Consider the following 26,259-nt stretch of genomic DNA (forward strand, 5'->3'; position numbering starts at 1 on the left):
AATGAATAATAGTGCTTAAGAAAAGCCTGAAGAAAGGCAAAACAGAATATGTCAAAAAAGAAAAGAAATGACCAGATACCTACACCAGAGCAGTATGTAAACAGAATGCTGGATGCAATAGGTTATAAAGATCATATCGTGGGTAAACGGATATTGGAAAACTCCTGTGGTGAGGGAAATATTTTACAGGCGATTGTAAAAAGATATATTGAAGATGCAAAAAGAACAGGTCTTACACAGACAGAGATAAAAAAAGGATTGGAATGCGATATTATAGCGTATGAAAAAGACCGTAGACTGGTTCGCAGATGCAGACGAAATTTGAACAAAGTCTGTCGGGAATTTCAGATCAACGATATAAACTGGAATATAAAAAAGACAGATTATTTAAAGAACAGTAAAAATGAAAAGAAAGTTGATTTTGTCATAGGTAATCCACCATATGTTACCTATCATGATATATCTGTAGAAGAAAGAAAGTTCCTGAAAGAAAAATACGAAGTATGCAGAAAAGGAAGATTTGATTATTGTTATGCGTTTATAGAGGAAAGTATTTGTTCTTTAAAAGAAAATGGAAAAATGGTATATTTAGTGCCTTTTAGTATTTTTCGAAATCAATATGCGGACAGTTTAAGAAAATATATTTTGGATGGCATAGAAGAGATTATAGATTTGACCGGCATTAAAGTTTTTCAGGGAATTACCTGTTCTGTTACTTATTTTATTTATAAAAAAGGAACGACAGAAGATAGCATTCATTATGTCAAAGAAAAAGATGGTATTGATAAATTGATTCAGAGAGATAGATTGGCGGAAGATGGAAAAAAATGGATTTTTCATGCTACAAAAAGTGACTGTCAGACGTTTGGAGATTATTTTTGTATACACAACAGTATAGCAACATTATATAATAAGGCATTTTTGTTCACTGCAAATCAGGAAAAAGATGGAAAACTAATTGGAGAACAGGAATGTATAGAGAAAGCCATTTGTTATCCGGTTATCAGTACAAAACTAAAAAAAACAGAAATAAAGGAACAGAAACTGGCAGAAAAAGAAAAGCGGGCAGTACAAAAAAACTATATTATTTTTCCATATAAAAGAAAAAATTATGCGATAGAGAAATATGAAGAAGAGGAATTCCGTCAGACATATCCAAAAGCATATGTGCATCTGCAAAAGTATAGAGATGCCCTTGATAAACGAAAGAAGGATGAGCATGCCAAGTGGTTTGAGTATGGGAGAAGTCAGGCTTTAAAAGAGCTATGGAGTGAGAAGCTGATTTTACCGATGGTGATTACACAAAAAGCAAAAGTCTACAGAGCAGACGCTGAAACTATCCCGTGTGCGGGGTATTTTATAACAAAAAAAGAAGGATCTGCCTATGAATTGGACGATGCCGAAAAAATATTACAAAGTGAAGCTTTTTATCAGTATGTAAAGAATGTAGGTACACCGACTACGGAGACCTCTTATCGAATTTCAGTAAAAGATATTCAGAATTATAAATTCAAATAAAGGAGATAAAAACATGCAGAAAAATCTTCGATTTAAGACGAATTCCAGACACATAGGGCAACTTGGACGAGAGCTTGTGACAGATTTTGTGACAGCACTGGTGGAGTTGGTAAAAAATGCCTATGATGCAGATGCAGGAAGAGTCATGATAAAAATCGAAGACGCGAATACTCCAAATAGCAGAATTGTAATAGCAGATACAGGCTGCGGAATGACACAAAGTGAATTTGAAAATCGCTGGATGGTGATTGGAACCAGTAATAAAGTAAGTAATCCTTATACACCGAATGGAAGAAGAAAAGCAGGAAAAAAAGGGATAGGACGATTTTCTGTAGAACGTCTGGCTGAACGGGTATCTATTTATTCCTACACAGAGGAGGAAAGCTATAAGGTTTCTATAAACTGGAATAAATTTGAGGAAATATCGATAGACGGATTAAAGCAGCGTATCAAAATATTAAGAAATAAAAGAGATACTGCTGCAGCAAAATATCTGGCGAATCAGCTTGAATATTTTCTTTCTCTACCTTTGACAGGAGATGATGAAAAGGAACAGGAATATGTTCGAAAAACAGCAGGTGAGATCTGTGAAAATTATGAATATGCATTCGAAGGTCTGTACCTGGATATGATAGAAAAAAACGTCTTACCGATCCTGAAAAAGCAGGAAAAAGTGGAATTAAAATTAGAGGAAATCGAGAATCCACTGACAGAAATCGAAAAGAGGGAAGAGGAAAGATCTTATCAGATTTTAAAAGAATTGTGGGACGGAAAGAAAAACGGAGCAAACTGTACCGGTATAGTTATGGTGTTGGAACGTTTGCGGGACAACTGGAAACAGAAGGATATTGATAAATTACAAAAAGAACTTCGATTACTGGTGGCACCAGAATTTATAGAGAAAGATCCGTTTCATATAGAACTGATCGCAGATCAGTTTGAGATACCGGAAGAATTGTCAGTAAACAGTATATTGGATCTCGCTTTTGCAAAAGTAGAAGCGAGGATCTGCAATGGGGGACGAGACAGCCAGATCATTTATAAAGATATCCAGGGGCATTCTGAGAAGGAAGAAGAGACATATGAGGAACCGTTAATTTGTGGAGACCTGACATTTGAGTTGTATTACTTCCTGCGAGATGCTCATCATCTGACAAATGAGACTTATGCATATCGTTTAGCTGTTCAGGTACTGAATATTTACAGTGGGGTAAAGATATACCGGGATAATTTTCGCGTAAAACCGTATGGAGAAATTGGAAATGACTGGCTGGGGCTGGATAAGGCAAAAACATCAGATACACATGGATATCGAGTGGGTAATAATCAGACGATTGGTGTGATTAAGATATCAGATGAACAAAATCCATTGCTGATTGACGCAACGAACAGAGAAGGACTGATTGAAAATGAAGCTTATGAACAGCTAAAAGAATTCATATTAAAGTCAATGTATCTGATCTCACGAATTCGAAAAAAAATAGCGGATGATGAACTAAAACAAAAGCTGGAAAAAGAAGAAGAAAAGAAAAAAGAGGAGAAAAAGAAGGAAAAAGAGCATAAAAAGAAACAGGATGCATATTATAATAAAATAGAGCAATTGCTTGTGGCAGAAGCGGAAAAAACAAGGTCTGGAAATTATGTTCTGCATGTCATACAGGAATGGAAAAAGAATGACGAAAAGTTCCAGGAAGAGAAAGAAAAAAGCAGTGAACAGCGAGAGAATGCATATCGAGAGTACATTGACTATCAGGAAACGGAATTATCCATGTATAAGAACCTGGCAACATTGGGAATTCTTACGGGCAACTTTGGACATGAAACACAGGATGTTGTTTCCAGGATAGGCGGGACGTTATCCTATTATCAGGAACTGGCAGAAATCTTAAACATGGAAAGTTTTAAGCAGGTTACGAAAAATGTGGTGTCTGATTTTGAACGTATTTCTGGTTACAGCGCCATGATCGTGGAATTTTTGAGAAAGAAAAAGAGAAATCCGGAAACAGAATTGAATTTTGGTATGGTATTGGATGGTATCTGCAAATTGTATCTGCCAATGTTAAAACCTTTTGATATTCAGATACAATGGAATTCACGATCAGATATCGTCATGACTATGCGTCAGATAGATCTGGAATCTATCATTATTAATATGATTACGAATGCATTTGAGCAGGTAAAAGAGAGAAGCAATCGGAAAATTCAAATACAGTTTACAGAAGACGATGAAACTATAGAACTGCTTTTTGAAGATAGCGGCGTGGGGGTGCCAGAACCAGAAAGAGAGAAAATCTTCCATGCATTTTATACTACAAAGGAAGATGATGGAATCGGGCTTGGCTTAAATATCGTGAAAGACATTGTATCATCTTATGACGGTACGATTTATGTGATGGATTCTAAGGAACTGGGGGGAGCAAAATTTGTAGTTCATTTTATGAAAAAGGAGACAACTTGATGGAAAAAATGCTGACAGGATTATATATAGAGGACGAAAAAAAGAATATCGAGTTGATGCAGGCCAGATTTGAACTTTACGGACTTAAGTTATTGGGATTGTGTGAGTATCCTCAGAGTGTAGAGAATTTTTATGAATACATTATAGAAAATGATGTGGATTTTTTATTAATTGATCATGAATTAGATAAGCTGCATGTGTCCTATAAAGGAATTGATGTGTTAAAAGAGATCCGGAAACAGGACAGTAATATTTATGCCGTGTTGTTGACGAATTATCCACTGGATAATTACAAAACAGAACTGGAAGAATATGATTTTCAGTTGAATAAGTCAGAATTGGCAAATATATCTAAAATGCAGGAACTGACAGCAAAAATAAAGAGAGCCTGCGGAAACAGGCAGGAAAATAAAGATCTGGCGTTCATGGATACCCAAAACAGAAATTTACAGGAGATACTGGAACAGTTGAGAGATATGAAGAAAAAGGAGCAGTAATGGATTATACTCGAAAAAAACACTGGGTTACGTACCATTCGAAAAAATGTAAAATGTATCTCCGAAATGATTTTCGATTTGAGTGCGCATATTGTGGAATGCGGGAGCAGGATAATGTGGCAGGAGAATTCTATTTCGAAAAAGATCATTATGTATCCAAAGAATCAGATGTAGAATGGAACACAGATGCATATGAGAATATGGTGTATGCCTGTCGAAAATGTAATAAAACGAAGTCAGATAAAGAACTGAGCCTGACTTTGGATCCATGCAAAGATGATATTTATAATGGGGAACATCCACAGATAGAGAAGCACGGAGAAGAAGATCACTATGCAGTACGTGCACAAACAGAAAAAGGAAGACGATTTATTGAAAATCTGGAATTGAATTCTAAGTTTTACCGTCGAATGAGGAAAGAGCAACAGGAAGGTCAGAAAATACGGGCGGAAATATCAAAAATCCTGAAAGCAGATTTTGAAAAAACAATGCCAAAAGAGACTGCAGCTTTAAAGAAAAAGCTGGAAAAGTATTTTGGATTAACAGAAAGAGATGAGAGCAGTGATGAATTTCGATGCGGCGAATCACAGGCTGGAAAAGAAATGTATGAGATCTTAAAAAAGTTGCGAGAAAAGAAGATTCCCTGTAGATTATTACTGGATGAGCATGATGCGGATGTTGTGCTTTCTTATGAAGGAAGAGAATATGATTGTGAGATAAAATCCAGTGAGACAGAAGGAAAAAAGATATATGGACCAGTAATAAAAAAAGAAAAACTGGAAGCATGGAACAAAAGCAACAAACAACATGGTGTACTGTATGATTATAGAAAGAAAAATAAACTGGTGCTGTACATATGGGATGCAGAAGGAAAAAGGATGCAGTGTGAATTATAAACCTTGTCATTTCCCATCTGAAATGCTATGATTGACAGTATCATAACATTTCAGATGGGAAATAATCTCATGCAGATAACGGATAAATTAATTCGTCCACTGACGGAAGTGAAGTATTTGAATGCGGATAATGTAGATCGATATCGATGCATTATGCGCATTTTTTTGAAAATGATGAGAAGCTTCATTACTGGATGTACCAGGAGGAAGTCTATGCTCAGATGAAGGAAGATCCCTATTTTGCAGAGTATCGGCCGGAGCAGTGCCTGCTAAGAACCGAAAATACCGGTATCAGATGTCAGAATATAGCGTGGAGATCGAGCGTCTGGTGGTACGTCTGGAGAATCTGTTTATCGAAGGGGCATCACTGGAATCGACGCTTCTGGAGCGGATTCGCCTCAGTATTCAGCGGTTTCCTGAGATGGCAGAACTGGATGATGACTGGCCGGGAGCCGGATGATATCGTGGGGACTTTCTGGCGGCGGAAAGAGAAGCAAGTGAGAAATCCGCTACTGTGGAGATGTGAAAGATAAAGTGACGGGCGGCGGAAAGAGAAGCATGTTGTGAATCCGCTGTTGAGGAGATGTGAAAAATAGAGTGACGGGCAGCGGAAAGAGAAGCAAGTTGTGAATCCGCTGTCGAGGAGAGGCGAAAGACAGAGTAAGAGTTATCTGAAGGCTGGTATTTTACTGGATGAGATATCGAACTATTGTATGATTTCTGGCATTCAAGCATGGAAAAAAGAAGGTACTCCTCATGCAGGCATGAATGGATTCTGTCAGGAAGGCACCTGTGCCTGTATGTGCATGAATGGTCAGCCAAGGCTGGCATCTATCCTACTTGTGTAGCGTATAATAAAAGTACCTGAAATCGGAAACAAAATTCCCTGTTATCAGAAAGGGAATTCCCTGAAAATAGAAAGGACATATTGATAGACCTTAACCAATCACATATCCTTTATCTTAAGCACCACCAAAAGATAAAGGAGGAAAGGAAGATGCTCAACATGTCCCAAATCAATCATATCAGAGATTTAAAGAAAAAGGGATATAAAATCTCTGAAATTCACGAAGAGACAGGTGTTGATCCTAAAACAATCAAAAAATACCTGGATCAATCCGATTTTTCGCCGGAAATCCCAATAGCTGCAAAGAAACCTTCAATCCTCGATCCTTATAAGGATAAGATTTCCGAATACCTGGAAGAAGACAGACAACACTGGAGGAAGCAGCAGCATACCGCGAAGAGAGTTTTTGACCGCCTCACCAAAGAAGAGGGATACACAGGCAGTTATGATACTGTCCAGAAATATCTCAGGGATATACGATCTGACGAACCCGGAAAGGCAAGTCTAGATCTGATCTGGCAACCAGGCTGTGCACAGGTTGACTTTGGAGAAGCTGATTTCTATGAAGACAATGACTGTGTACGCAGGAAGTTCCTGACAGTATCATTTCCATTCAGTAATGACAGTTTTAATCAGGTGTTCGGTGGTGAGACAGCCGAATGCGTATGTCAGGGACTGATCGATATCTTTCATTATATCGGTGGTGTACCTAATGTTCTGGTCTTCGACAATGCTACCGGTGTCGGCCGACGGATCGGAGATACGATACATGAAACCGAACTGTTCTCCCGTTTCCGGGCTCATTATGGATGCGAGGTCCGCTTTACGTCTCCATATGCAGGCTATGAAAAGGGAAACGTTGAAAATAAAGTCGGCTACAACAGAAGAAACCTGTTTGTTCCAGTCCCAAAGTATCATGATGTCGTCGAATTCAATAAAGAACTGCTGGATAAGCACCAGATCAAGGCGGCAGAGCTTCATTATAAGAAGCAAGAGCTTATATCAGATCTGTTCGAACAGGATAAAGCAGCACTTTCACCGCTTCCCGCTAAAGAGTTTAACGCATGTACCTACAAGCAATTCAAAGCAGATGGATATGGAAAAATCTGTATTGACGGAAAGCATTTCTATTCAACAAAGCCTCAGAATAGAAACCAGAAGGTCTGGGTTGGTTTAAAAGCTCATTATGTTGAGATCTACAACACGGACAGGAGCCTGCTTGTGCGTCATAAAAGAATGTATGGAACAGACCGTACAGATATCTCTGATTACAGCACCATGCTGGAAGTGCTTACCCGCAATCCGGGAGCCTGGAAAAACAGTGGCGTACGTCAGGATACGGATGCAACTCTCCGCGATTACATGGATAAACTTGATCGGGGTGAACTGAAAACCCAGCTAAATCTGATGAACGAGATATCAAAGCAGTATGGTTACCGATCGGCACTCAGTGCTATGTCACAGGCTGTACGTAATGGCTGTATCCACCATTCTGATGCAGTCGTTCTTGCAGGACGTATTTCCGGATACGGTATCGATACCCCTTCAGATGCTGGTCCTTCCTTATCTGTATATGACGAAGCCTTTCTGGGAAAAGCCACTGTGAAGGGAGGTGTTCAGGCATGATCACACCAAAAGAACGCTGTGAAATGATCGAATGTATCCGACAGGACTGCCGGAAGCTGTTCCTCTCTCCAAGCATTGCTGACCGGTGTGATACAGAGGGAACGCCGAAACAGTTGGAATTCCTTCTTGAGATGCTGGAAGCAGAACTGACCATTCGAGATGAAAACAAGAAAGCTCGTCTGGTCAAAAGAGCTCGTTTCCCGGTCTTCAAATCTTTTGAGGGATACACTTATGATTGTGTAAAGCTTCCTCCTGTATTGAGCCGAGAATGTCTTGAGAATGCCGATTTCATAGCAGAACATGATAACCTCGTGCTGTATGGCCCAGTGGGCATTGGTAAAACTCACATGGCGATTGCTATTGGAATAGCTGCATGTATTCGTGGATACAAGACACGGTTCTACACAGTTACAGAACTGGTTCTTAAGCTTGCCGAAGCCCGAAAAAACGGAACGCTGGAAAGGCTCCGCAATGACCTGAATAATCAGGATCTGCTCATTTTGGACGAATGGGGCTATGTACCAGTTGATCGTGAAGGATCCCAGTTGCTGTTTCAGGTGATATCTGACAGTTACGAGAAAAAGAGTCTCATTCTAACCACAAATCTTGAATTCTCCAAGTGGGGCGGTATATTTACAGATGACCAGATGGCTGCAGCCATGATCGATAGACTTGTTCACCATGGCCATTTGTTGGTGTTCCAGGGAAAAAGTTACCGAATGGAGCACGCTTTGATGAAGCAGACTGCAAAACAAGAATAAACTAAGGGAGCGGGCATGGAGTCAAGAGACAGTACGCTGGGCGCCTGTGCGCCCGGGCAGCTCTTGATGGAATGCCACGGATTACCCTAATGTATTGAAAGACTTTTGTCTTTCCTGCCTCCGGTCGAGGGCGGGGTCAAGGGACTGGTCCCTTGCAGGTTCTCAGGGCAGCGCCATGAGCCCCCGGAGGGAAACTTTAAACAACCAATAATGTCCTTCCGAAAGAAGGGAATTCCGCTTCTGAAAACAGGGAATTTTCCTTCTGATTTTTAGGAATTCTTGTTGACAAAACACACCTACTTCTGGATCTGGCAGCACAAGCCAGAATCCGAATCTGCTATGCCGGGGACTTCGATCCAGAGGGACTGCTGATTGCACAGAAGGTCATCCAGTATTATAAAGGCGAGACCGAATACTGGCACATGACAGTAGAAGACTATGAGCAGAGCCGATCAGAAGAAAAAATCTCAGAAAAGCGACTGGCTATACTGGAAAGAATCACAGATGAGAGACTGGTGCCGGTGGCAGAACGAATCAGAGAGTTTGGAGTGGCAGGATATCAGGAGAGAGTAATAGAAAAATATATTGATTTAAAATAAAATGTATCATTTGCGTAAAGTTATGTTACAATAAAGATGACGGGAGGACATCAAGAACAGTACAAAAGATAAAATGAGATAAAATACATAAGAGAACCTTTCTGAAATACAAAAGAACGAACGTAAGACAAACAGAAAGGAGACTTTTATGACGACGGTAACGAAGCACGAAGATGCAGTGATGAAAATGGGGTTTGACTATTTTCGAGACACAATATTAAAAACTTTGAATATTCATTATGAATTTGTAGACAGCAAGCCGACTGAAGCAATAGAGATTCACATTGATAACCTGTATATGGACTACAACTTTTGGACAACAGAAGATGTGATCGTACATATCGAGTTCCAGACCACAGAAGATCATGTTACAGATGATCTGATGCGATTTCACGTATATGAAGCAATTTTGATGAGGAAAGAAAAGAAGAAGGTAATTACCTATGTGATCTATTCAGGTGGGATTAAGAAGGTAAAGACGAAGTTGGATTGTGGAATTTATACCTATCAGGTAAATCCGGTTTACCTGACAGGTCATGATGCGGATGAAATCTTTCAAAGCGTAAAAGCTAAGATAGAAGCAGGTGAGCCGTTGAGTGAAGACGACTTTGCCAATTTGACACTTACTCCATTGATGACCAGTAAGATGTGTCGAAAGGATGTTATTAAAGAAGCCATCCAGATCGTGAAGCAGGAAAAGCAGCTTACAGCAGAAAAAACCATGGCAATGCTATATACATTAGCAGATAAATTCTTAAGTGCCGGAGAATTGAATGAAATAAAGGAGGTATTGGCAATGACGAGACTGGGACAGATGCTCTATGATGATGGAGTAAAAAAGGGCATGGAACGTGGAATAGAGCGTGGACGTGAAGAGGAAGCAAGACAAAATGCAGCGCTGACAGCCAGATTATTAGAAGAAAATCGTCTGGATGATCTTAAGAGATCTACAGAGGATAGAGAATTTAAGAAACAGTTGCTGAAGAAGTTTGGGATAGAGTAGCGGGTACAGAGTAGTACAAAAGATAAAATACATAAGAGAACCTTTCTGAAATACAAAAGAACGAATGTAAGAAAAACAGAAAACCGTTGAGTGAAGACGACTTTGCCAATCTGACACTTACTCCATTGATGACCAGTAAGATGTGTCGAAAGGATGTTATTAAAGAAGCCATCCAGATCGTGAAGCAGGAAAAGCAGCTTACCGCAGAAAAGACCATGGCGATGCTATATACATTGGCAGATAAATTCTTAAGTGCCGGAGAATTGAATGAAATAAAGGAGGTATTGGCAATGACGAGACTTGGACAGATGCTCTATGATGATGGAGTAAAAAAGGGCATGGAACGTGGAATAGAGCGTGGGCGTGAAGAGGAAGCAAGACAAAATGCAGCGCTGACAGCCAGATTATTAGAAGAAAATCGTCTGGATGATCTTAAGAGATCTACAGAGGATAGAGAATTTAAAGAGCAACTGCTGAAGGAATTTGGGATAGAATAGTGACTGATACAGATGAGCCATGCCGTGAGGTGTGGCTCTTCTGATGTGGAATAGTCTGGTAACCACGCATTTATGGTTTTTTGAGATTTCCGGGGTCAATATTATTTGTTTTTATCGATATGGAGCCCCGGAGTGGAGATCTTCTTTTTGGTAATTTTCGTGGTATAACCTATTTCCAGATAAATTGACCCCGGAAATTGTGTTTTTTGAAAATTTCAGGGCAAGGCAATTATAAATTCTTGGCATAAAAATGCCAGAATATCAGATATTTCCTAATTTTTGGTTAATTTTTAAGAAACTACAGGGTTTCTCTTTTCAAAAGACTCTGTTATAATGTAATAGCCCATATCATGCAAAAAGTATTATTTTTCAGGATATGGTTTATGTAAATAGATACAAAAGGCGGTTTAGAAGTTTATGATCAGTCACACATTTGCGGTATGTGCATATGGAGAATCTCCATATCTGGAGAAGAGTATCCGGTCGGTGGTACACCAGTCGGTGAGATCCAGAGTGATTGTATGTACCTCCACACCATGTGCCTATATTGAAAATCTGGCGAAGAAGTATCAGCTGCCCTATTATGTGAGAGATGGCAAGAGCAGCCTGCAGGCAGACTGGAATTTTGCTTATAATCAGGCCGGGACAGAGTATGTGACAATCACCCATCAGGATGATATCTACCATAAGGATTATCTGAAGTATATGGATCAGTATCTGGAGAAGTATCCGAATACCCTGATTGCCATGACCGATTATCGGATTATCAATCAGCATCAGGAAGTACGATGGGATGTGAGCCTTTTGATTAAGCAGATCATGAAGCTGCCCCTTCGAGTGCCATTTCTGGCAGATCAGCGGTGGGTGAAGCTGGGAGTACAGTCCCTGGGAAATGGAATCTGCTGTCCATCGGTCTGTTATCACAGAACGATGCTGGGAGAGAGTATTTTTCAGTCTGGTTATCACTACGCACTGGATTGGGAAATGTTTGTGGAGATTGCAAAAGAAAAAGGAAGATTTACTTATATTCCAAAGAATCTGTTCTATTACCGGATTCATGATGGAGCGACCACGAAGACCTGCCTGAAAAATCAGGAGAAGACACAGGAAGAACTGGAGATGTTCGCAAAATTCTGGCCGAAGCCGGTGGTAAAGCTTCTGATGCATTTTTATAAAATAGGTTACAAAAGCTATGAAAAATAGCAAGAGGAGAAATACGTTTGAAGATATTGATTATTATTCCGGCTTATAATGAGGCGGAAAATATCGAACGGGTAGTGGATAATCTCATCGAAAACTACCCTCAATATGATTACGTGATTATCAATGATGGTTCCACAGATGATACCAGAAAAATCTGTGCCAGAAGAGGATATAATCTGCTGGATCTGCCGATTAATGTGGGATTGTCCGGAGCTATTAAGAGCGGTATGCGCTACGCTAATTACTATGGATATGACTACGTACTGCAACTGGATGGTGATGGTCAGCATGATCCGATGTATATCAAGGATCTGCAAGCCTGTATGGAGCAGACCGGGGCAGATATCGTCATTGGTTCCAGGTTTAAGACCGAGCGGAAACCGATTAATTCCAGAATGATCGGCAGCCAGCTGATCACAACGGCTATTTTCCTTACTACAAAAGGAAAATATATCGGAGATGTGACCTCTGGTATGCGTCTTTTTAATAAGAAAATGATCAAACGGTTCGGATATGATATGCATTACAGCCCGGAACCGGACACTCTGGCTTATCTGCTGAACTGTGGAGTGAAGATCGAGGAAGTGCAGGTACAGATGCATGAGCGAATTGCCGGAGTCAGTTATCTGAACTTCAAGAGCTCCATCTGGTATATGATGAAGATGATGTTCTCCATCTTCCTGTTCCAGTGGGTAAGAAAACGGGGAAAGGAGAGCTGATATGTCAGTAACATTAAGAATATTGTTGATCATGGCCTCTGCAGCGACCGTTATCTGGATCTTATATAAAATCCGCAGGTTAAAGGTGAAGATGGAAGATACCATTTTCTGGATCTTCTTTGCAGGAGTACTGCTTCTGATGGGAGCATTCCCGGAGATCGTATATAAGCTGACAGATCTGATCGGAATTATGTCACCAGCGAATCTGGTTTTTCTGATCATGATTATCATTCTGTTTGAGAAGGTATTTACACTGTCGATTATTGTTTCTCAGCTGGAAGAAAAGATTACGGTATTGTCTGCGGAAGTAGCGCTTCGCAGTCATGAGACAGCTGAAGAACATGAACAGAAAATCGAGACTGAAGTAGAAAAGGTAGAAGCGGAAGAAAAAGAAGAAATGGAGAAGCTTCATGGATAGTGCAAAAGTATCTGTGATCATTCCAGCTTACAATAATGAAACATACATTGAAAAATGTCTACAGTCGGTCACTGAGCAGAGCTATGAGAATCTGGAGATTCTGGTTATCAATGATGGCAGCAGTGATCGAACAGAAGAACTAATCAGAAAGTGGCAGCAGGCGGATGAGAGGATACAGCTGCTTACGCAGATAAATAGTGGAGTATCCGTTTCCAGAAATCGGGGGATCGATACTGCAACAGGAACTTATCTTACTTTTGTAGATGCAGATGATTATATTGGAAAAGATTATATCCGAGATCTGGTAAATCTGGCCGAAGAAAAAAATGCTGATCTGGTGATCTGTGGACTGAAAATGGTAGACGAGCAGGAAAAAGTCTTGCAGGACATTGTTCCGGGAGAATACCGGAAAGGAAGCAAAGAAGAGTGGACATTCCGGATCTCAGCAGTCTGTTCTCACTTATACAAACGAGAACTTTGGATAAACCATGATATAAGATTTGCCACCGGAGTGAGAGGCGAAGATATGCCGATCAGTCTGTTCTTCAGTGGTGTGACACCATGTATCCAGACACTGCCACAGTCTGAATATTACTATGTACAGCATGCATCCTCTGCCATGCACAGTTTTCAGGGATTAAAGACCTATAAGCTGCCATATCAGGCAGTGGAAGAAGCAGTGATAAAGGCCAGAGAATATGGTATCTGTAATAGTGAGGAGAATTTTGAACTGTTTGCTTTGCGGATCATGGCCACGTTCATACAGCTGGCCAAGGGGGCAGCAAAAGAAGATATCAGGGAATTAAGTGATTATATCTATCGGATGATAAAGACCTACTTCCCAGAATATCGAAAGAATTCACTGGTAAAGCTGAATTCTAAAGTAGATGTGCCATTTATGCAGAAAATGGCGGTGTGGAGTATGACAAAGATGGTGAGTGTGAAAGCGCTGTATCCGTTTTTAAGAGCAGTATGTAGGAGTAGCAAATGATAAAAGCATGTTTTGTGATTCTGCATTATGGAGACCTATCTGTAACAGAATCCTGTGTATCTTCTATTTTTAGGATGAATGATATCGAACATCTGCGCGTCATTATCGTAGACAATGATACACAAAAACCGGACGCAAAGCGTCAGGAACTGAAAGATAAATACAGAGACTGCGCACAGGTACAGATTCTGCAGATGCAGGAAAAATGTGGATTTTCCAGAGCCAATAATGCAGGCTATCAGTATGCCAGATCACATTATGATCCAGAATATATGATTATCTGTAATAATGATATCGAGTTCACACAGAAGGATTTCACAGAACGACTGGATCGCATATATGAAGAAAGTCCATTTGCAGTACTGGGGCCAGATGTGATAAAAGCCGGGAATCAGGAACATCAGAATCCGATGGATACCAGAGTTCGGACACTGGAAGAAGCAGAGTATACGATTCGCATGAATCGTCTGGGATTGAAGAATTTCACAATGTTATATCCGATTCTTTATCTGCAGCAGCAGTCTGCGGAAAAAAAGAAAATAAAAGAGAAAGCGAAAAAAGCAGACTGGTATAAAAAACGACATGAAGATATCGTGCCGTTTGGAGCGTGTTTGATCTTTTCTAAAGACTTCATACAGAATGAAGTAAAGGCATTCGAACCGGAAACACAGTTCTATTATGAAGAATATATACTGACATATCGGTGTCAGAAGAAAGCACATAAGATTGTATATGATCCATCTGTACAGGTACTTCATGAGAGTGGCGCAGCAACCAGGAAAACATTTGGAAGTATGAAAAGACAGATGAAGTTCCGGATGGAGAGAACATTAGAGGCAGCAGGAGTTTACAAGAAAGTAATCAAATTGTAGCTTTGTTGTATTTTAATATGTGATATGTTATAATTATGCTTTGTTAAATGTCAATAAGAAAGGAATGTACCTAAGAGGTATGAATATTTAAATGAGGAATAAAATAGATATAAAATTTGTGTGTCAATTTGCATTAGATGATTTTAAAACAAAATATGCAGGGTCACTATTTGGATTTTGCTGGGCATTTATTCAACCGATTGTTACAATAATAATTTACTGGTTTATATTTCAAATAGGGTTTAAGTCAGAGCCGGTAGATGGTATCCCGTTTATTGTATGGCTTGTTACAGGAATTGTTCCATGGTTCTTTATCAGTGATGCTATTGTGAATGCAACAACAGGTGTAGTAGATTATAAATATTTAGTGAAAAAAGTTGTTTTTAATGTAGATATTTTGCCACTAACAAAGATCATTTCAGGATTTTTCATACAAGTATTTTTACTTATATTTGCAATGTTGTTATGCATAATATATGGAATTGCTCCAAATATATATTGGCTTCAGTTAGTTTATTATATTGGATACATGTTTGTGCTATGTACAGGTATAGCATATCTGACTTCTTCATTACAGGTATTTTTTAAAGATACATTACAATTTGTGTCCATTATTATACAGCTTTTGTTTTGGCTGACACCTATTGTATGGAGAATAGGGATTATGTCAGAAACAATTCAGAAGGTTCTTATGATGAATCCATTTTATTATATTGTAAATGGGTATCGTGATAGTTTAATATATCATAAAGGAATTATGAGTAATACATTACCTATGTTGGCGTATTATTGGATAATTGCAATTATTTTGTTTGTTGCAGGTGTAAGGGCATATGAAAAATTAAAGCCACATTTTGCAGATGTTTTATAAGATTCGCATAGAAATAAGGAGTAAGGATGAGTGAAGATATAATTCGAATTACGAACTTGAAGAAAACCTATAAAATATATTCTTCTACAAAAGACAGAGTTTTTGATGCGTTTAGCCTGGGAAGTAAAAAAAGATACAGAGAATTTAATGCATTGAATAATATCAATTTTAATGTGGAAAAGGGAGAAACAGTTGGTATTATTGGGACTAATGGTGCCGGAAAATCAACACTTCTAAAAATTATTACTGGAGTATTAAATCCTACAGAAGGAGATGTTGAGATAAAGGGGAAAATATCCGCATTGCTTGAACTGGGAGCAGGATTTAATGAGGAATATACTGGCATGGAGAACATTTTCCTTAATGGTAGAATGATGGGATATAATCGTAAGGAAATGGAAAAGAAAGTCGATAATATTGTTGAGTTTGCAGATATTGGTGATTTTATAGATCAACCTGTGAAAACATATTCCAGTGGTATGTTTGCCAGACTGGCATTTTCTGTCGCAATTAATGTGGAACCAGATATTTTGATAGTGGATGAGGCACTTAGTGTTGGCGATATTTTTTTCCAAAATAAGTGCTATAAGAAATTTGCAGAATTAAGAGATAAGGGGGTTACAATTTTATTTGTAACGCATGATATTGGAAGTGTACGCCAGATGTGTTCCAGAGTATTGTGGTTAGAAAAAGGAACTCCTAAATTCTTTGGAGATGCTAATCTTGGCTGCGACATGTATATGGATGAAAAAAGAAAGAAATATGAATATGTTTCTGCACATACAAAAGATAAAGATGGAAAAGAAATGTTTATTATTGAGATAGACGAGGAACGAAAGTATCCTGTTTTAACACATGTGGATGATAGATTTCATAATGAAAAAGTCCAGATTAAATCTGTTTTTTTTACGACAGAAACAGGAGATTATGCGAATACTCAGTATGTAGATAAAAAGTATGTAGCGCATGTTGTAGTTGAATGCATGGAAGATATGGATAGTCTTATAGTTGGATTTATAATGGAAAATAAAAAAGGCTTACCATTATATGACATTAATAATTTTATTAATCAACAAGAAGTAATAAAGGGGAAAAAAGGACAGGTATTAGAAGTAGAATTCCATTATCAGTTGCCTAGGATTATGAATGGGGAATATGTTGTTTGTGCAACAGTAGCACAGGGGACACAATCAAAACATGAGATTTTAACATGGCTCCATGGCGTAAGGCAGGTAGAGATTGTAAATACCGGGTATAATTCGTCATATATTGAAATTCCAAGCAAAATACAGGTATTTGCAAATAGCAGAGAAAATTCATATTTTATATAGGTGAAAAATGGACATAGTATTAGTCACATATAATTCTGAAAAGTGGATAAATAATTGTTTGATATCTCTTGATAGGGAATGGAATATTGGCGAAAAACTTAATGTATATATTGTAGATAATCATTCATCAGATAAAACAATAGAAAAGTTACAGGATTACCAGCCACAATATTTTGGTAAGTATATTATAAAAGAAGAAAATTCTAATCTTGGATTTGGAAAAGCCAACAATGTTGGAGCTGCTCTTGGAAATGATGAAATTATTTGTTTTATAAATATTGACACCGAGATTCTGGAAAATACATTTACGGAATTACAGAAAGAAATTATATTGTCAGAGAAGAATATTGGGGCTTGGGAAATGCGGCAGTTGCCATACGAACATCCTAAAATTTACAATCCAGTGACAAGAGAAACAAGTTGGATGTCTGGGGCAGCTTTTGCAGTGCGAAGAACGGTATTTGAACAAATAAAAGGCTTTGACGAAAATATATTCATGTATGCAGAAGATGTAGACTTAAGCTGGCGAATTCGTGCAAATGGGTATCTGATTAGATATTGTCCTAATGTTTCATTATATCATTATTCTTATGCAAAAAAGAATGAAGTTAAGCCTGTTCAATATATAGAATCTATAAAAAACAATTTATTTTTAAGATATAGATTTGGTACGATAAAGCAGATATTACAAGGGTATTATGAATTCTGGAAAGTGTTATTTTTAAACAGGAGTCCGTTTCCGGGAGCAAAAACCAAACTTTTGAAGGGATTTCTGGAACATTGGAAAAAAGTCCCGTATTTTAGAAAAACGAAAGAAAAGAATCGCACGATTGCTCAATTTTATGGATGGGATTATGAGAAAACAAGAATAGGTAGTTTTTACAGATATACAGAACTGAAGGATAAACCATTAGTATCTGTAATTGTAAGAACTTGTGGAAGACCATCTGTTTTAAGAGAAACACTTCTAAGCTTGAGAAATCAAGTATACGATAATATAGAAATTATTGTTGTGGAAGATGGTAAACCGACAGCTGAAAATATGATAAAAACGCAGTTTGGTGATTTAAATATTAGATATGTTGCGACTGAAGAAAAAAAGGGCAGATCTTTTGCCGGAAATATTGGAATGACATTAGCGAGTGGAAAATATTTGAACTTTCTTGATGACGATGATGTGTTTTATGCAGACCATGTAGAAACACTTGTGGCTGCTTTAGAAAAAGATGGAAATATGGCAGCATATTCTCTGGGATTTGAAACGCCAATAGAGATTAAATCGACAGATCCATATGAATTTGAAATAAAAGCGTATAATTCACGATATCAGCAATCTTTTGATAAAGTAAAATTATGTCATCATAATTATATTCCAATACAGTGTATTATGTTTTCAAAAGAACTTTTTACAGAATTAGGAGGATTAGACACTTCATTGGATTATTTAGAAGATTGGGATCTTTGGGTTCGTTACATGCAAAAAACGGATTTCAGCTGTATCATGAAGACGACATCTGAATACAGGGTACCGTTTAATAAGGAATTTCAAAATAATCGGCAGGAAAAATTAGATCAGGCTTTAGAAGTAGTTAGAAAAAAACATGAACAGTATATAATAAAGATTGCTGTATCAGATTTAGTAAAATATGGAGAGGATAATTTATGGCAAATATTGAAAGAAAAATTCAAATTCAATCGGTGATCTATGGAAATGAGAAACAATCATTATATAGAGCAATAAAAGCATTAGTACAGGCTGTAAAGGTATATAAAAAAAGGGGAAATTTAATATCAGCCCAATTAGTATATGGTGATGCATCACCAGAGAAAATTTTTAATGAAGAAGATATAGATTATATTAAAGAGATTACAGCAGATGAAATAGAATTTGCATATAAGTATTTTGGTTTTAATTCTGGGACAGCCAAAGGCCATAATTTAATGGCGTCAGAAGCAGATGGGGAATATATATTGATTATGAATCCGGATGTAATACTGGAAACTTCAGCTTTGGTTCATATGTTTGATGCATTTGACCAAGATGAAAAAATTGCAATGGTAGAAGCGAGACAAACACCATTGGAGCATGCAAAAGAATATGACCAAAAAACAGGAGAAACAGAATGGGCATCGACAGCTTGTACGATATTTAGAAAGAAAGCATATGATGAGATTGGTGGATTTGATGCTGATACATTTTTCTTGTATTGTGATGATTTAGATTTTTCGTGGAGATTGAGACTTGCAGGATATAAGATTGTTTATGTACCAAATGCAGTAGTATATCATGCAAAAACTTTGACAACGGATGCCTGCTGGAAGCCAACTGGAGCAGAAGTATATTATTCGGCGGAGGCTGCACTTTTATTAGCTTATAAATGGTCTAATTTTGACAGGGTGAAACATTTGAAAAAAGTGTTTGAAAATGTTGGAGGAGAAGCGGAAAAGAAAGCTGTGAATGAGTTTGTGAAAAGGGAAAGTGAAAATAAACTGCCTGACTGTATTGACCCGGATCATAAAATTGCAAGATTTTTGGACGATGATTATTGTGAAATGAGATTTAAAATAGGGTAAGATGGTGGAAAACAGATGAATAATAACAGAACAGAATATGCATGGCTGTCAGAGTTGACAGAACATACAGCAGTCAAACAATACTTAAATGAATTAGAATCAAAGGTAACTTATATAAATAAAAAAAGAGAAGATGGACCATTTTTAACAGTATTGGTAAGAACACAAGGAAAAAGAGAAATGGGTCTGAGAGAATCACTTCTTTGCCTGAATGCACAGTCATTTAATGATTTTGAAATCATTCTTATTGCACATAAAGCAAATGAGGAAGGAAAGAAAGTAATAAAAACAATATTAGATGATCAGGCAGATGAATTTAGAGAGAAGATACGATATTTTGAATTGGAAAATGGTACGAGAACAGAGCCTTTAAATTTTGGATTTTCTCATGCCCAAGGAAAATATATTGCTATATTCGACGATGATGATATTTTATTTGAAGGATGGGCTGAGGCATTTTATGAGGCGGCTAAAGAAAATGATGGGCGTGTATTGCACTCATATGCATTTTCACAGGGCTGGAAAAATATTCCTGCGCTTGGATATCGTGCGGAAACTAAACCATCACCGGATTATTGCAGTGATTTTAATCTGTTATTACAGTTTTTAACAAATAAATGTCCATTAATGACTTTAGCATTTCCGACTAATGTATTTCAAAATTTGGGAATAAAATTTAATGACAGCCTGAATATTATGGAGGACTGGGAATATTTCATGCGTGTGGCAGGAGTATGTGGAGTAACAGATATTCAGGAGTCGACAGCTATTTACAGAATGTGGGAAAATATTGAAACATCGGCAACATTACATGATAAACAGGCATGGTGGGAAACATATACGGATATACAATTATCGTTTTCCGAGAAGGCGATGTTGTTGCCACAGGAACAGATGGTTCGCCTTATGGATACTTTGAGAAGAGAGGGAACTGGCATTATAGACGCGCAGGGACAGATGCCGGCTGTTTTACATTATGCGAATGAAAACGGATTTAATGATTTAAATATTATTAGGTGTAAAAACAGAGAGGAATATCCTAAATTTAAATATATATTTGAATTTGATGATATTTTGAACGATATGTCAGCTATGCGTGTCGATCTAAAGGTGAACAATATCATTTTCATTGAAGATATTACGGTGATAATAACTTATGAAAACGGAGTGGAAAAAGAATTTGGCAGGAAAGAATTAGTTCATACTGGATTCAATTGTTTTGGAGGAATCTTGTTCGCAAGAATCAGACCAGAAATATTGGTGGAAGTGGATGGACAGATAAAGAAAGTAACTGTTAAGGGAAAAGTTAAGCAAGGTATTATGGATGGAAGAAAGGCAAACACTCTTGTGGATAAAATCATTGCTTTGCAGAATTTAACCAAAAAACAAAGATTACATAAAAAGGGACTATTTTAGGAGGTATTATGAGAGTTTTAGTAACAGGAGCTGCTGGATATATGGGAAATCATGTTGTGAAAGAACTTATAAATCATGGACATGAAGTTATAGCATCTGATTTGAGGTACGATGGAATAGATCCTAAAGCTGAGATTTCAAAAGTTAATATATTTTCAGGAGATAAGAATATTTATGAACAGTGTGGACGACCAGATTTGTGTATTCATTTAGCATGGCAGGATGGATTTGTGCATAACTCACCAAAGCATATTGAGAATCTTTCAAAGCATTTTGAATTTCTCAAAAATTTAATTGATGCAGGGTGTAAAAGAATTGCAGTTATGGGAACTATGCATGAGGTAGGGTATTGGGAAGGAAAAATTGATGAGAATACACCATGCAATCCATTATCTCTGTATGGAGTTGCTAAAAATACTTTAAGACAGTCCCTTTTGTTGTATGCAAAAGATAAGGATGTAAATATCTATTGGCTAAGAGCTTATTATATTATAGGAGATGATTTGAAAAATAATTCTATCTTTTCTAAATTACTGCAGACTGCAAATGAGGGAAAAAAAGAATTCCCATTTACTACAGGTGTAACTCAATATGACTTTATCAGTATTGATGAATTAGCAAGACAGATTGTGGCAGCAAGTACACAAGACGAAATAGCAGGAATTATAAATGTTTGTTCTGGTGAGCCAGTAGCGTTAAAAGATAAAGTAGAAGCATTTATTAAAGAAAAGAAACTTGATATAAAGCTTATTTATGGTGCATTTAAAGAGCGGCCTTATGATTCTAAAATTATATATGGAGATAACGAAAAAATTCAGAAGATTTTGAAAGGATGATAAGGAAAAATTGGCACAGAATCGAAATAATAATATTGCAATGATTAAGTTTATTGCAGCCATTATGGTTATTACAGGACATATGGCATATATATTGGGAGTTTCACTTCCAATTGTAATGGGAACCGGAATACAGATAATTGGTGTAAAAATATTTTTTTTGATAGGAGGATATTTGATTACCAAAAGTTGGTTATCAGATCCAGTTCCTAAAAGATATGCAGAGAAAAGATTTATGAGAATAGTACCTCCTTTATTAGTGTATACAATAATTGCAATTCTTTTTTCTGGTATATTTCTTTCTACATTAACATTAAAAGAGTATTTTACAAATCCAGTTACATGGAAATATTTGAAAAATATTATTTTTTGTATTGAATATTTTCTACCAGGAGTATTTCAAAATAATATTTACCCAAATGCAGTAAATGGATCACTATGGACGTTGCCTGTAGAAGTGGGATTATATATAGTGATTCCTATAGTTATTAAGGTTTTGAAATTGGATAAAGAGAAGAAACATATTTTATTATATACTATTACTGTGGGAGTATGTTTGTTTCAGTTACTTCACCTATTATGTTTTCCTACATGGACATGCATATATTATCAAACGGATTGGGCATCCGCAATGGCTTTGGTGCCTTACTATTTCATTGGAATGTTATATGCGATATCAAATTTACATGAAAAATTGAATTTACAGTTAGCCTGTTTCTTAATGTTAATTACGCCATGTATTAGCAGAGGCGAAATAGTCAATGAAATAATATTATATACGGTATTTCCATATTTTGTTTTTTCATTTGCATTTTCTCCTAAAGCTTACTTTTCAAATGTTTTTTCTAAAGGAGATATTTCTTATGGAATGTATTTATATGGATTTTTTGTTCAACAAATTATAGCAAACTATTTAGTAAATACTTCAATAAATATTAATAAAACAAGGATGCTATGGCTGATAGTTAGCATTTTAGTTACAATTATTATGGCTTTAATAACAAATAAAATAGTTGAAAAACCTGTACAAAAAAAACTACAAACACATTTATATGGAAATACAGAAAAAGTGTAAAAGAAATTTTGATTAAGAGATAGGGAGAAAAAATGTTACAAATAGTGTGGAGTATTTTGCTAAAAACTATGATTCTAATTAGTGGGTATTTTGTTATTAGCAAATATTATGATGGGGCAATGAAATTAACATTATCATGGCTTTATGGTTATTTGGTAATGTTTATTGGAATGATTATTTTGTCTTTTTCGAATAATTTAACTGAAAAAAATTTGAATATATATTTTATAATTTATTTTTTGGTATTTATAATGATATTTTATTTGAAAAAATTATATAAAATATATGTTCCTGAAAAAAAGGATTTTGATATATATAATATTTTAAGCTTATTGATATTTTCATGCGTGTTGTTTTTACTATTTAGACATAATATTGTTTATTATGATATGACAGATGACACATTGGTTCAGGGAATGCCGAAATTAGCGTTTATTCAGCAACATAGAACATTATTTGTTAATTATAATACAGTTACTATTAATACATTTGCTAATGAATGGTTTGGTGAAATAAATGGCTTATATTATTTAATAATGACAGGGCAGGATACAAACGTTTTAATTGGAAACGTGGAAATATTTTTATTTATTTTTATAACCGTTTATGAAGAATGTAAAGAGCTCCACAATAAAGGAAAAAAAGAAATATTATTTGCAAGTTATATATCTACAACGCCCGTTGTTTTGGGATTAGCAATGACGATGAAGACAGACCTAGCATCTTTGATAATGCTCAGTTTAATGATAGTAATTTTTTGGCGATATATTGAGAAACAAGAAAATTTTTTATTGTTAGTTTGTATTGCGGTCATAGGAGCTACTGCATCAACAAAGATAACTCTTGTTCCAATTGCAGGTCTTTTTTCAATTAGCCTTGTGATATATTATTTTAAATATGTGAAAAATAGGAATATTTATCCTATTATAATTGGAATATTGATTGCATGTATTTTTTCAGCGAGATATGTTATAAATATATTTATTTATAATAATCCATTTAAAAGAGCTTTAAATGAAAAAGTTAATATTTCAATAGGTAATATAGGAGATAATATAAAAGGAATTATAGAAAGGTTTTGTGAGACTGGAAAACTTATAGAAACAATAAAGCCGTGGAGTAGTAATAACTGGGTAATAACAAAAGGAATTGGATATGGAGGAGAAATAATTGTTATAATTTTAATCACTTTTTGGATATGCTACTTTTTAAGAGGAAAGATAAATAAAAGACAGCTATATTTATTTGTACCATATACAATGGCATTCTTGTATGTACTGATTGGAACTGTTTGGTATGAATGGTCATTTAGATATTTATATCCATATATATTGCCATTAGAATTAATAGCATTAGTAAAGTTAGATAATTATTTAGAAGAAAAGAGCGGGTTTTTTAACAAAATTTTAAAAAATATAATGTGTATTTCCCTGTTATTTATAATGACGTTAAATAGTATCAGGGGCTTTAGAGAAGGACAAGCTTTTCCAGTATCGCCTCAAAAAGCATTGCATATGTCTAAAACGGAGCGAAAGCTATTATATTCCAGTCTTGTAAAATATCAAGATTTAGAAAAAGTACCAGGATTATTAGATATACTAAGTAATGGTGGAAAAGGGTTGATATTGGATGAGTTTTCATCGCCATATTATGAATTCTTTGGTGATAACAATTGTGTTCACATTGATTTGGTTGCGACAGAAAAAGAATTAATGGAAAATTTTAACGAAGAATATGATTTTATTGCAATAGCATCTTTGAAGTATAATAGCACTATATATAAAAAATTTGAAAATGAGATTAATAAAAATAACTTTTCAAAGTATATAGGGTCATTTGGGGCAGTATTCATGAAAGAAGGAGGATACTAAAGAAATTTAGTAAAAATAAAATGGAAAAATTATATATTATTATACCAGCATATAACGAACAGGATAATATTGAAAAAGTGGCAAAAGAATGGCATGAAGTAGTTGAACAAATAAATACGGAGAGCAGATTGGTTATTATAAATGATGGTTCGAAAGATCATACATATGATAGATTATGTGAATTAAAGTCAGAATTACCACAATTACAACCATTAACAAAGCCTAATGGAGGACATGGGCAAACATTACTATTTGGCTATAAATATGCAATAAAAAATAAAGCTGACTTTATTTTTCAAACAGACTCGGATGGACAAACTAATCCGAAAGAATTTAAAGAATTTTGGAATTTAAGAAATAAATATGATGCTGTTATCGGGTGCAGAACTAAAAGAGAAGATGGGAAAATTAGAGAATTTGTTGAGAAAACGTTACTGTTAATATTGAGAGTGGTATTTGGAGTTAAAGTTCCAGACTCAAATGCACCATTTCGATTGATGAAATGCGAATTATTAGAAAAGTATATTAATAAAATGCCGGAAGATTTTAATTTACCTAATGTTATGCTAACAACGTATTTTTCATATTTTAAAGAAAAAATTAAATTTATTGAAATAACATTTAAACCACGACAGGCGGGAACTAATTCTATTAATATAAAAAAGATTGTAAAAATTGGATGGAAAGCAGTTGGCGATTTTAGAAAATTAAAGAAGGAAATTAATATGTAAGGAGCCAATTAAGAATGAAACTAAAAAAAATGTATAGTAAATACAAAGATGTTTTAGCATATTTGGTATTTGGCGTGTTTACAACATTGATTAATATAATAACATATTGGCTTATGGCATATAAGTTACATCAGATAGTAATGGTAAGTACAATCGTTGCATGGGTTGTAGCGGTATTTTTTGCTTATATTACAAATAGAAAGTGGGTATTTCATAGTGAATGTGATGATATAAAAGGGATTGTAAAAGAAATTAGTGCTTTTTTTTCATGTAGATTGGCAACAGGCATAGTAGATTGGCTTTGTATGTTTGTTTTTGTGGATATTATTAAAATAAATGATATAGCAATCAAGACATTAGCCAATATAGTTGTTATTGTGCTAAATTATATTGCAAGTAAATTAATTATTTTTAAACACAAATAGATTTTGGCTTTTGTAATGAGAAATGGACAAAATGCATTTTTAATAGATGAGAAAGCTAGACAGTATTTTGTTTAAATAGTTACTGATAAATGTTGGCGGATATTATGTCTGCTTTGATGTATAGTAAGCGCCTAATAACAGGGTGGATTTAACTTCCACCGAAAATCTGCCATAATCATAGAGGATAGACGCCAGCATTTTACTACAGATCTGACGCTAGGATC

26 protein-coding genes are annotated in these 26,259 nt (G+C 36.0%); all 26 read left to right on the forward strand.

Annotated features, from left to right (window positions below):
• The first annotated feature begins 48 nt into the window (after positions 1-48).
• The 26 genes from OCV47_RS14275 (at position 49) to OCV47_RS14400 (ending at position 26,035) form a co-directional block, all read left to right on the forward strand.
• Positions 49-1,518 (forward strand): Eco57I restriction-modification methylase domain-containing protein, encoded by a 1,470-nt coding sequence (locus OCV47_RS14275; protein WP_262655718.1) that lies wholly within the window; start codon positions 49-51, stop codon positions 1,516-1,518.
• 13 nt (positions 1,519-1,531) lie between these two features.
• Entirely contained in the window at positions 1,532-3,976 is a 2,445-nt protein-coding gene (locus OCV47_RS14280) for a sensor histidine kinase (RefSeq protein ID WP_262655720.1), read from the forward strand.
• Positions 3,976-4,473: an LM5578_1851 family response regulator gene (locus OCV47_RS14285; protein ID WP_262655722.1), complete on the forward strand. Its 498-nt coding sequence runs from the start codon at positions 3,976-3,978 to the stop codon at positions 4,471-4,473. Before OCV47_RS14280 ends, OCV47_RS14285 begins: the two co-directional genes overlap by 1 nt.
• Positions 4,473-5,369, forward strand: a complete 897-nt coding sequence (locus OCV47_RS14290; protein ID WP_262655724.1) for an HNH endonuclease — start codon at positions 4,473-4,475, stop codon at positions 5,367-5,369. Before OCV47_RS14285 ends, OCV47_RS14290 begins: the two co-directional genes overlap by 1 nt.
• A 262-nt stretch (positions 5,370-5,631) precedes the next feature.
• Positions 5,632-5,829, forward strand: coding sequence for a DUF2397 domain-containing protein (locus OCV47_RS14295; RefSeq protein ID WP_262655726.1), 198 nt, complete (start codon positions 5,632-5,634; stop codon positions 5,827-5,829).
• A gap of 166 nt (positions 5,830-5,995) precedes the next feature.
• The gene (locus OCV47_RS14300; RefSeq protein WP_262655728.1) at positions 5,996-6,217 is read left to right on the forward strand and encodes a hypothetical protein; all 222 of its coding nucleotides are present in this window, start codon (positions 5,996-5,998) and stop codon (positions 6,215-6,217) included.
• 158 nt (positions 6,218-6,375) lie between these two features.
• Complete coding sequence (gene istA, locus OCV47_RS14305) at positions 6,376-7,842, forward strand: IS21 family transposase (RefSeq protein ID WP_262655729.1); 1,467 nt, start codon at positions 6,376-6,378, stop codon at positions 7,840-7,842.
• Positions 7,839-8,603: an IS21-like element helper ATPase IstB gene (istB, locus tag OCV47_RS14310; RefSeq protein WP_317244431.1), complete on the forward strand. Its 765-nt coding sequence runs from the start codon at positions 7,839-7,841 to the stop codon at positions 8,601-8,603. Before istA ends, istB begins: the two co-directional genes overlap by 4 nt.
• A 302-nt stretch (positions 8,604-8,905) precedes the next feature.
• Positions 8,906-9,202 carry a DUF2399 domain-containing protein gene (locus tag OCV47_RS14315; RefSeq protein ID WP_262655761.1) on the forward strand — a complete coding sequence of 99 codons (297 nt, stop codon included), beginning with the start codon at positions 8,906-8,908 and terminating at the stop codon, positions 9,200-9,202.
• Positions 9,203-9,350: 148 nt separating this feature from the next.
• Positions 9,351-10,205 carry an RpnC/YadD family protein gene (locus OCV47_RS14320; protein ID WP_262655730.1) on the forward strand — a complete coding sequence of 285 codons (855 nt, stop codon included), beginning with the start codon at positions 9,351-9,353 and terminating at the stop codon, positions 10,203-10,205.
• 86 nt (positions 10,206-10,291) lie between these two features.
• Positions 10,292-10,702, forward strand: coding sequence for an RpnC/YadD family protein (locus tag OCV47_RS14325; protein ID WP_262655731.1), 411 nt, complete (start codon positions 10,292-10,294; stop codon positions 10,700-10,702).
• Between the two features lie 417 nt (positions 10,703-11,119).
• The gene (locus OCV47_RS14330; RefSeq protein WP_262655733.1) at positions 11,120-11,905 is read left to right on the forward strand and encodes a glycosyltransferase family 2 protein; all 786 of its coding nucleotides are present in this window, start codon (positions 11,120-11,122) and stop codon (positions 11,903-11,905) included.
• A gap of 17 nt (positions 11,906-11,922) precedes the next feature.
• Positions 11,923-12,624 (forward strand): glycosyltransferase family 2 protein, encoded by a 702-nt coding sequence (locus OCV47_RS14335; RefSeq protein ID WP_262655735.1) that lies wholly within the window; start codon positions 11,923-11,925, stop codon positions 12,622-12,624.
• 1 nt (position 12,625) lies between these two features.
• Positions 12,626-13,042, forward strand: coding sequence for a DUF2304 domain-containing protein (locus OCV47_RS14340; RefSeq protein ID WP_262655736.1), 417 nt, complete (start codon positions 12,626-12,628; stop codon positions 13,040-13,042).
• Positions 13,035-14,033 carry a glycosyltransferase family 2 protein gene (locus OCV47_RS14345; protein WP_262655737.1) on the forward strand — a complete coding sequence of 333 codons (999 nt, stop codon included), beginning with the start codon at positions 13,035-13,037 and terminating at the stop codon, positions 14,031-14,033. Before OCV47_RS14340 ends, OCV47_RS14345 begins: the two co-directional genes overlap by 8 nt.
• Positions 14,030-14,905, forward strand: a complete 876-nt coding sequence (locus OCV47_RS14350) for a glycosyltransferase (protein ID WP_262655738.1) — start codon at positions 14,030-14,032, stop codon at positions 14,903-14,905. The genes OCV47_RS14345 and OCV47_RS14350 overlap by 4 nt, the downstream gene beginning before the upstream one ends.
• A 91-nt stretch (positions 14,906-14,996) precedes the next feature.
• Positions 14,997-15,776, forward strand: coding sequence for an ABC transporter permease (locus tag OCV47_RS14355; RefSeq protein ID WP_262655741.1), 780 nt, complete (start codon positions 14,997-14,999; stop codon positions 15,774-15,776).
• Between the two features lie 26 nt (positions 15,777-15,802).
• Positions 15,803-17,107: an ABC transporter ATP-binding protein gene (locus OCV47_RS14360; protein WP_262655743.1), complete on the forward strand. Its 1,305-nt coding sequence runs from the start codon at positions 15,803-15,805 to the stop codon at positions 17,105-17,107.
• 7 nt (positions 17,108-17,114) lie between these two features.
• Positions 17,115-18,809, forward strand: coding sequence for a glycosyltransferase (locus OCV47_RS14365; RefSeq protein WP_262655744.1), 1,695 nt, complete (start codon positions 17,115-17,117; stop codon positions 18,807-18,809).
• Positions 18,770-19,681: a glycosyltransferase gene (locus OCV47_RS14370; RefSeq protein WP_262655745.1), complete on the forward strand. Its 912-nt coding sequence runs from the start codon at positions 18,770-18,772 to the stop codon at positions 19,679-19,681. The genes OCV47_RS14365 and OCV47_RS14370 overlap by 40 nt, the downstream gene beginning before the upstream one ends.
• Positions 19,682-19,696: 15 nt before the next feature.
• Positions 19,697-21,097, forward strand: a complete 1,401-nt coding sequence (locus OCV47_RS14375; RefSeq protein WP_262655747.1) for a glycosyltransferase family A protein — start codon at positions 19,697-19,699, stop codon at positions 21,095-21,097.
• A gap of 8 nt (positions 21,098-21,105) precedes the next feature.
• Complete coding sequence (locus tag OCV47_RS14380) at positions 21,106-21,933, forward strand: NAD-dependent epimerase/dehydratase family protein (protein WP_262655749.1); 828 nt, start codon at positions 21,106-21,108, stop codon at positions 21,931-21,933.
• Between the two features lie 10 nt (positions 21,934-21,943).
• Positions 21,944-23,008 carry an acyltransferase family protein gene (locus tag OCV47_RS14385; protein ID WP_262655751.1) on the forward strand — a complete coding sequence of 355 codons (1,065 nt, stop codon included), beginning with the start codon at positions 21,944-21,946 and terminating at the stop codon, positions 23,006-23,008.
• Positions 23,009-23,040: 32 nt separating this feature from the next.
• Entirely contained in the window at positions 23,041-24,879 is a 1,839-nt protein-coding gene (locus OCV47_RS14390) for a hypothetical protein (protein WP_262655753.1), read from the forward strand.
• A gap of 20 nt (positions 24,880-24,899) precedes the next feature.
• Positions 24,900-25,610 (forward strand): glycosyltransferase family 2 protein, encoded by a 711-nt coding sequence (locus OCV47_RS14395; protein ID WP_262655754.1) that lies wholly within the window; start codon positions 24,900-24,902, stop codon positions 25,608-25,610.
• 14 nt (positions 25,611-25,624) lie between these two features.
• Positions 25,625-26,035: a GtrA family protein gene (locus OCV47_RS14400; RefSeq protein ID WP_262655755.1), complete on the forward strand. Its 411-nt coding sequence runs from the start codon at positions 25,625-25,627 to the stop codon at positions 26,033-26,035.
• Positions 26,036-26,259 lie beyond the last annotated feature (224 nt).

The sequence above is a fragment of the Muricoprocola aceti genome (assembly GCF_025567005.1).
Classification (GTDB): Bacteria; Bacillota; Clostridia; order Lachnospirales; family Lachnospiraceae; genus Marvinbryantia; species Marvinbryantia aceti.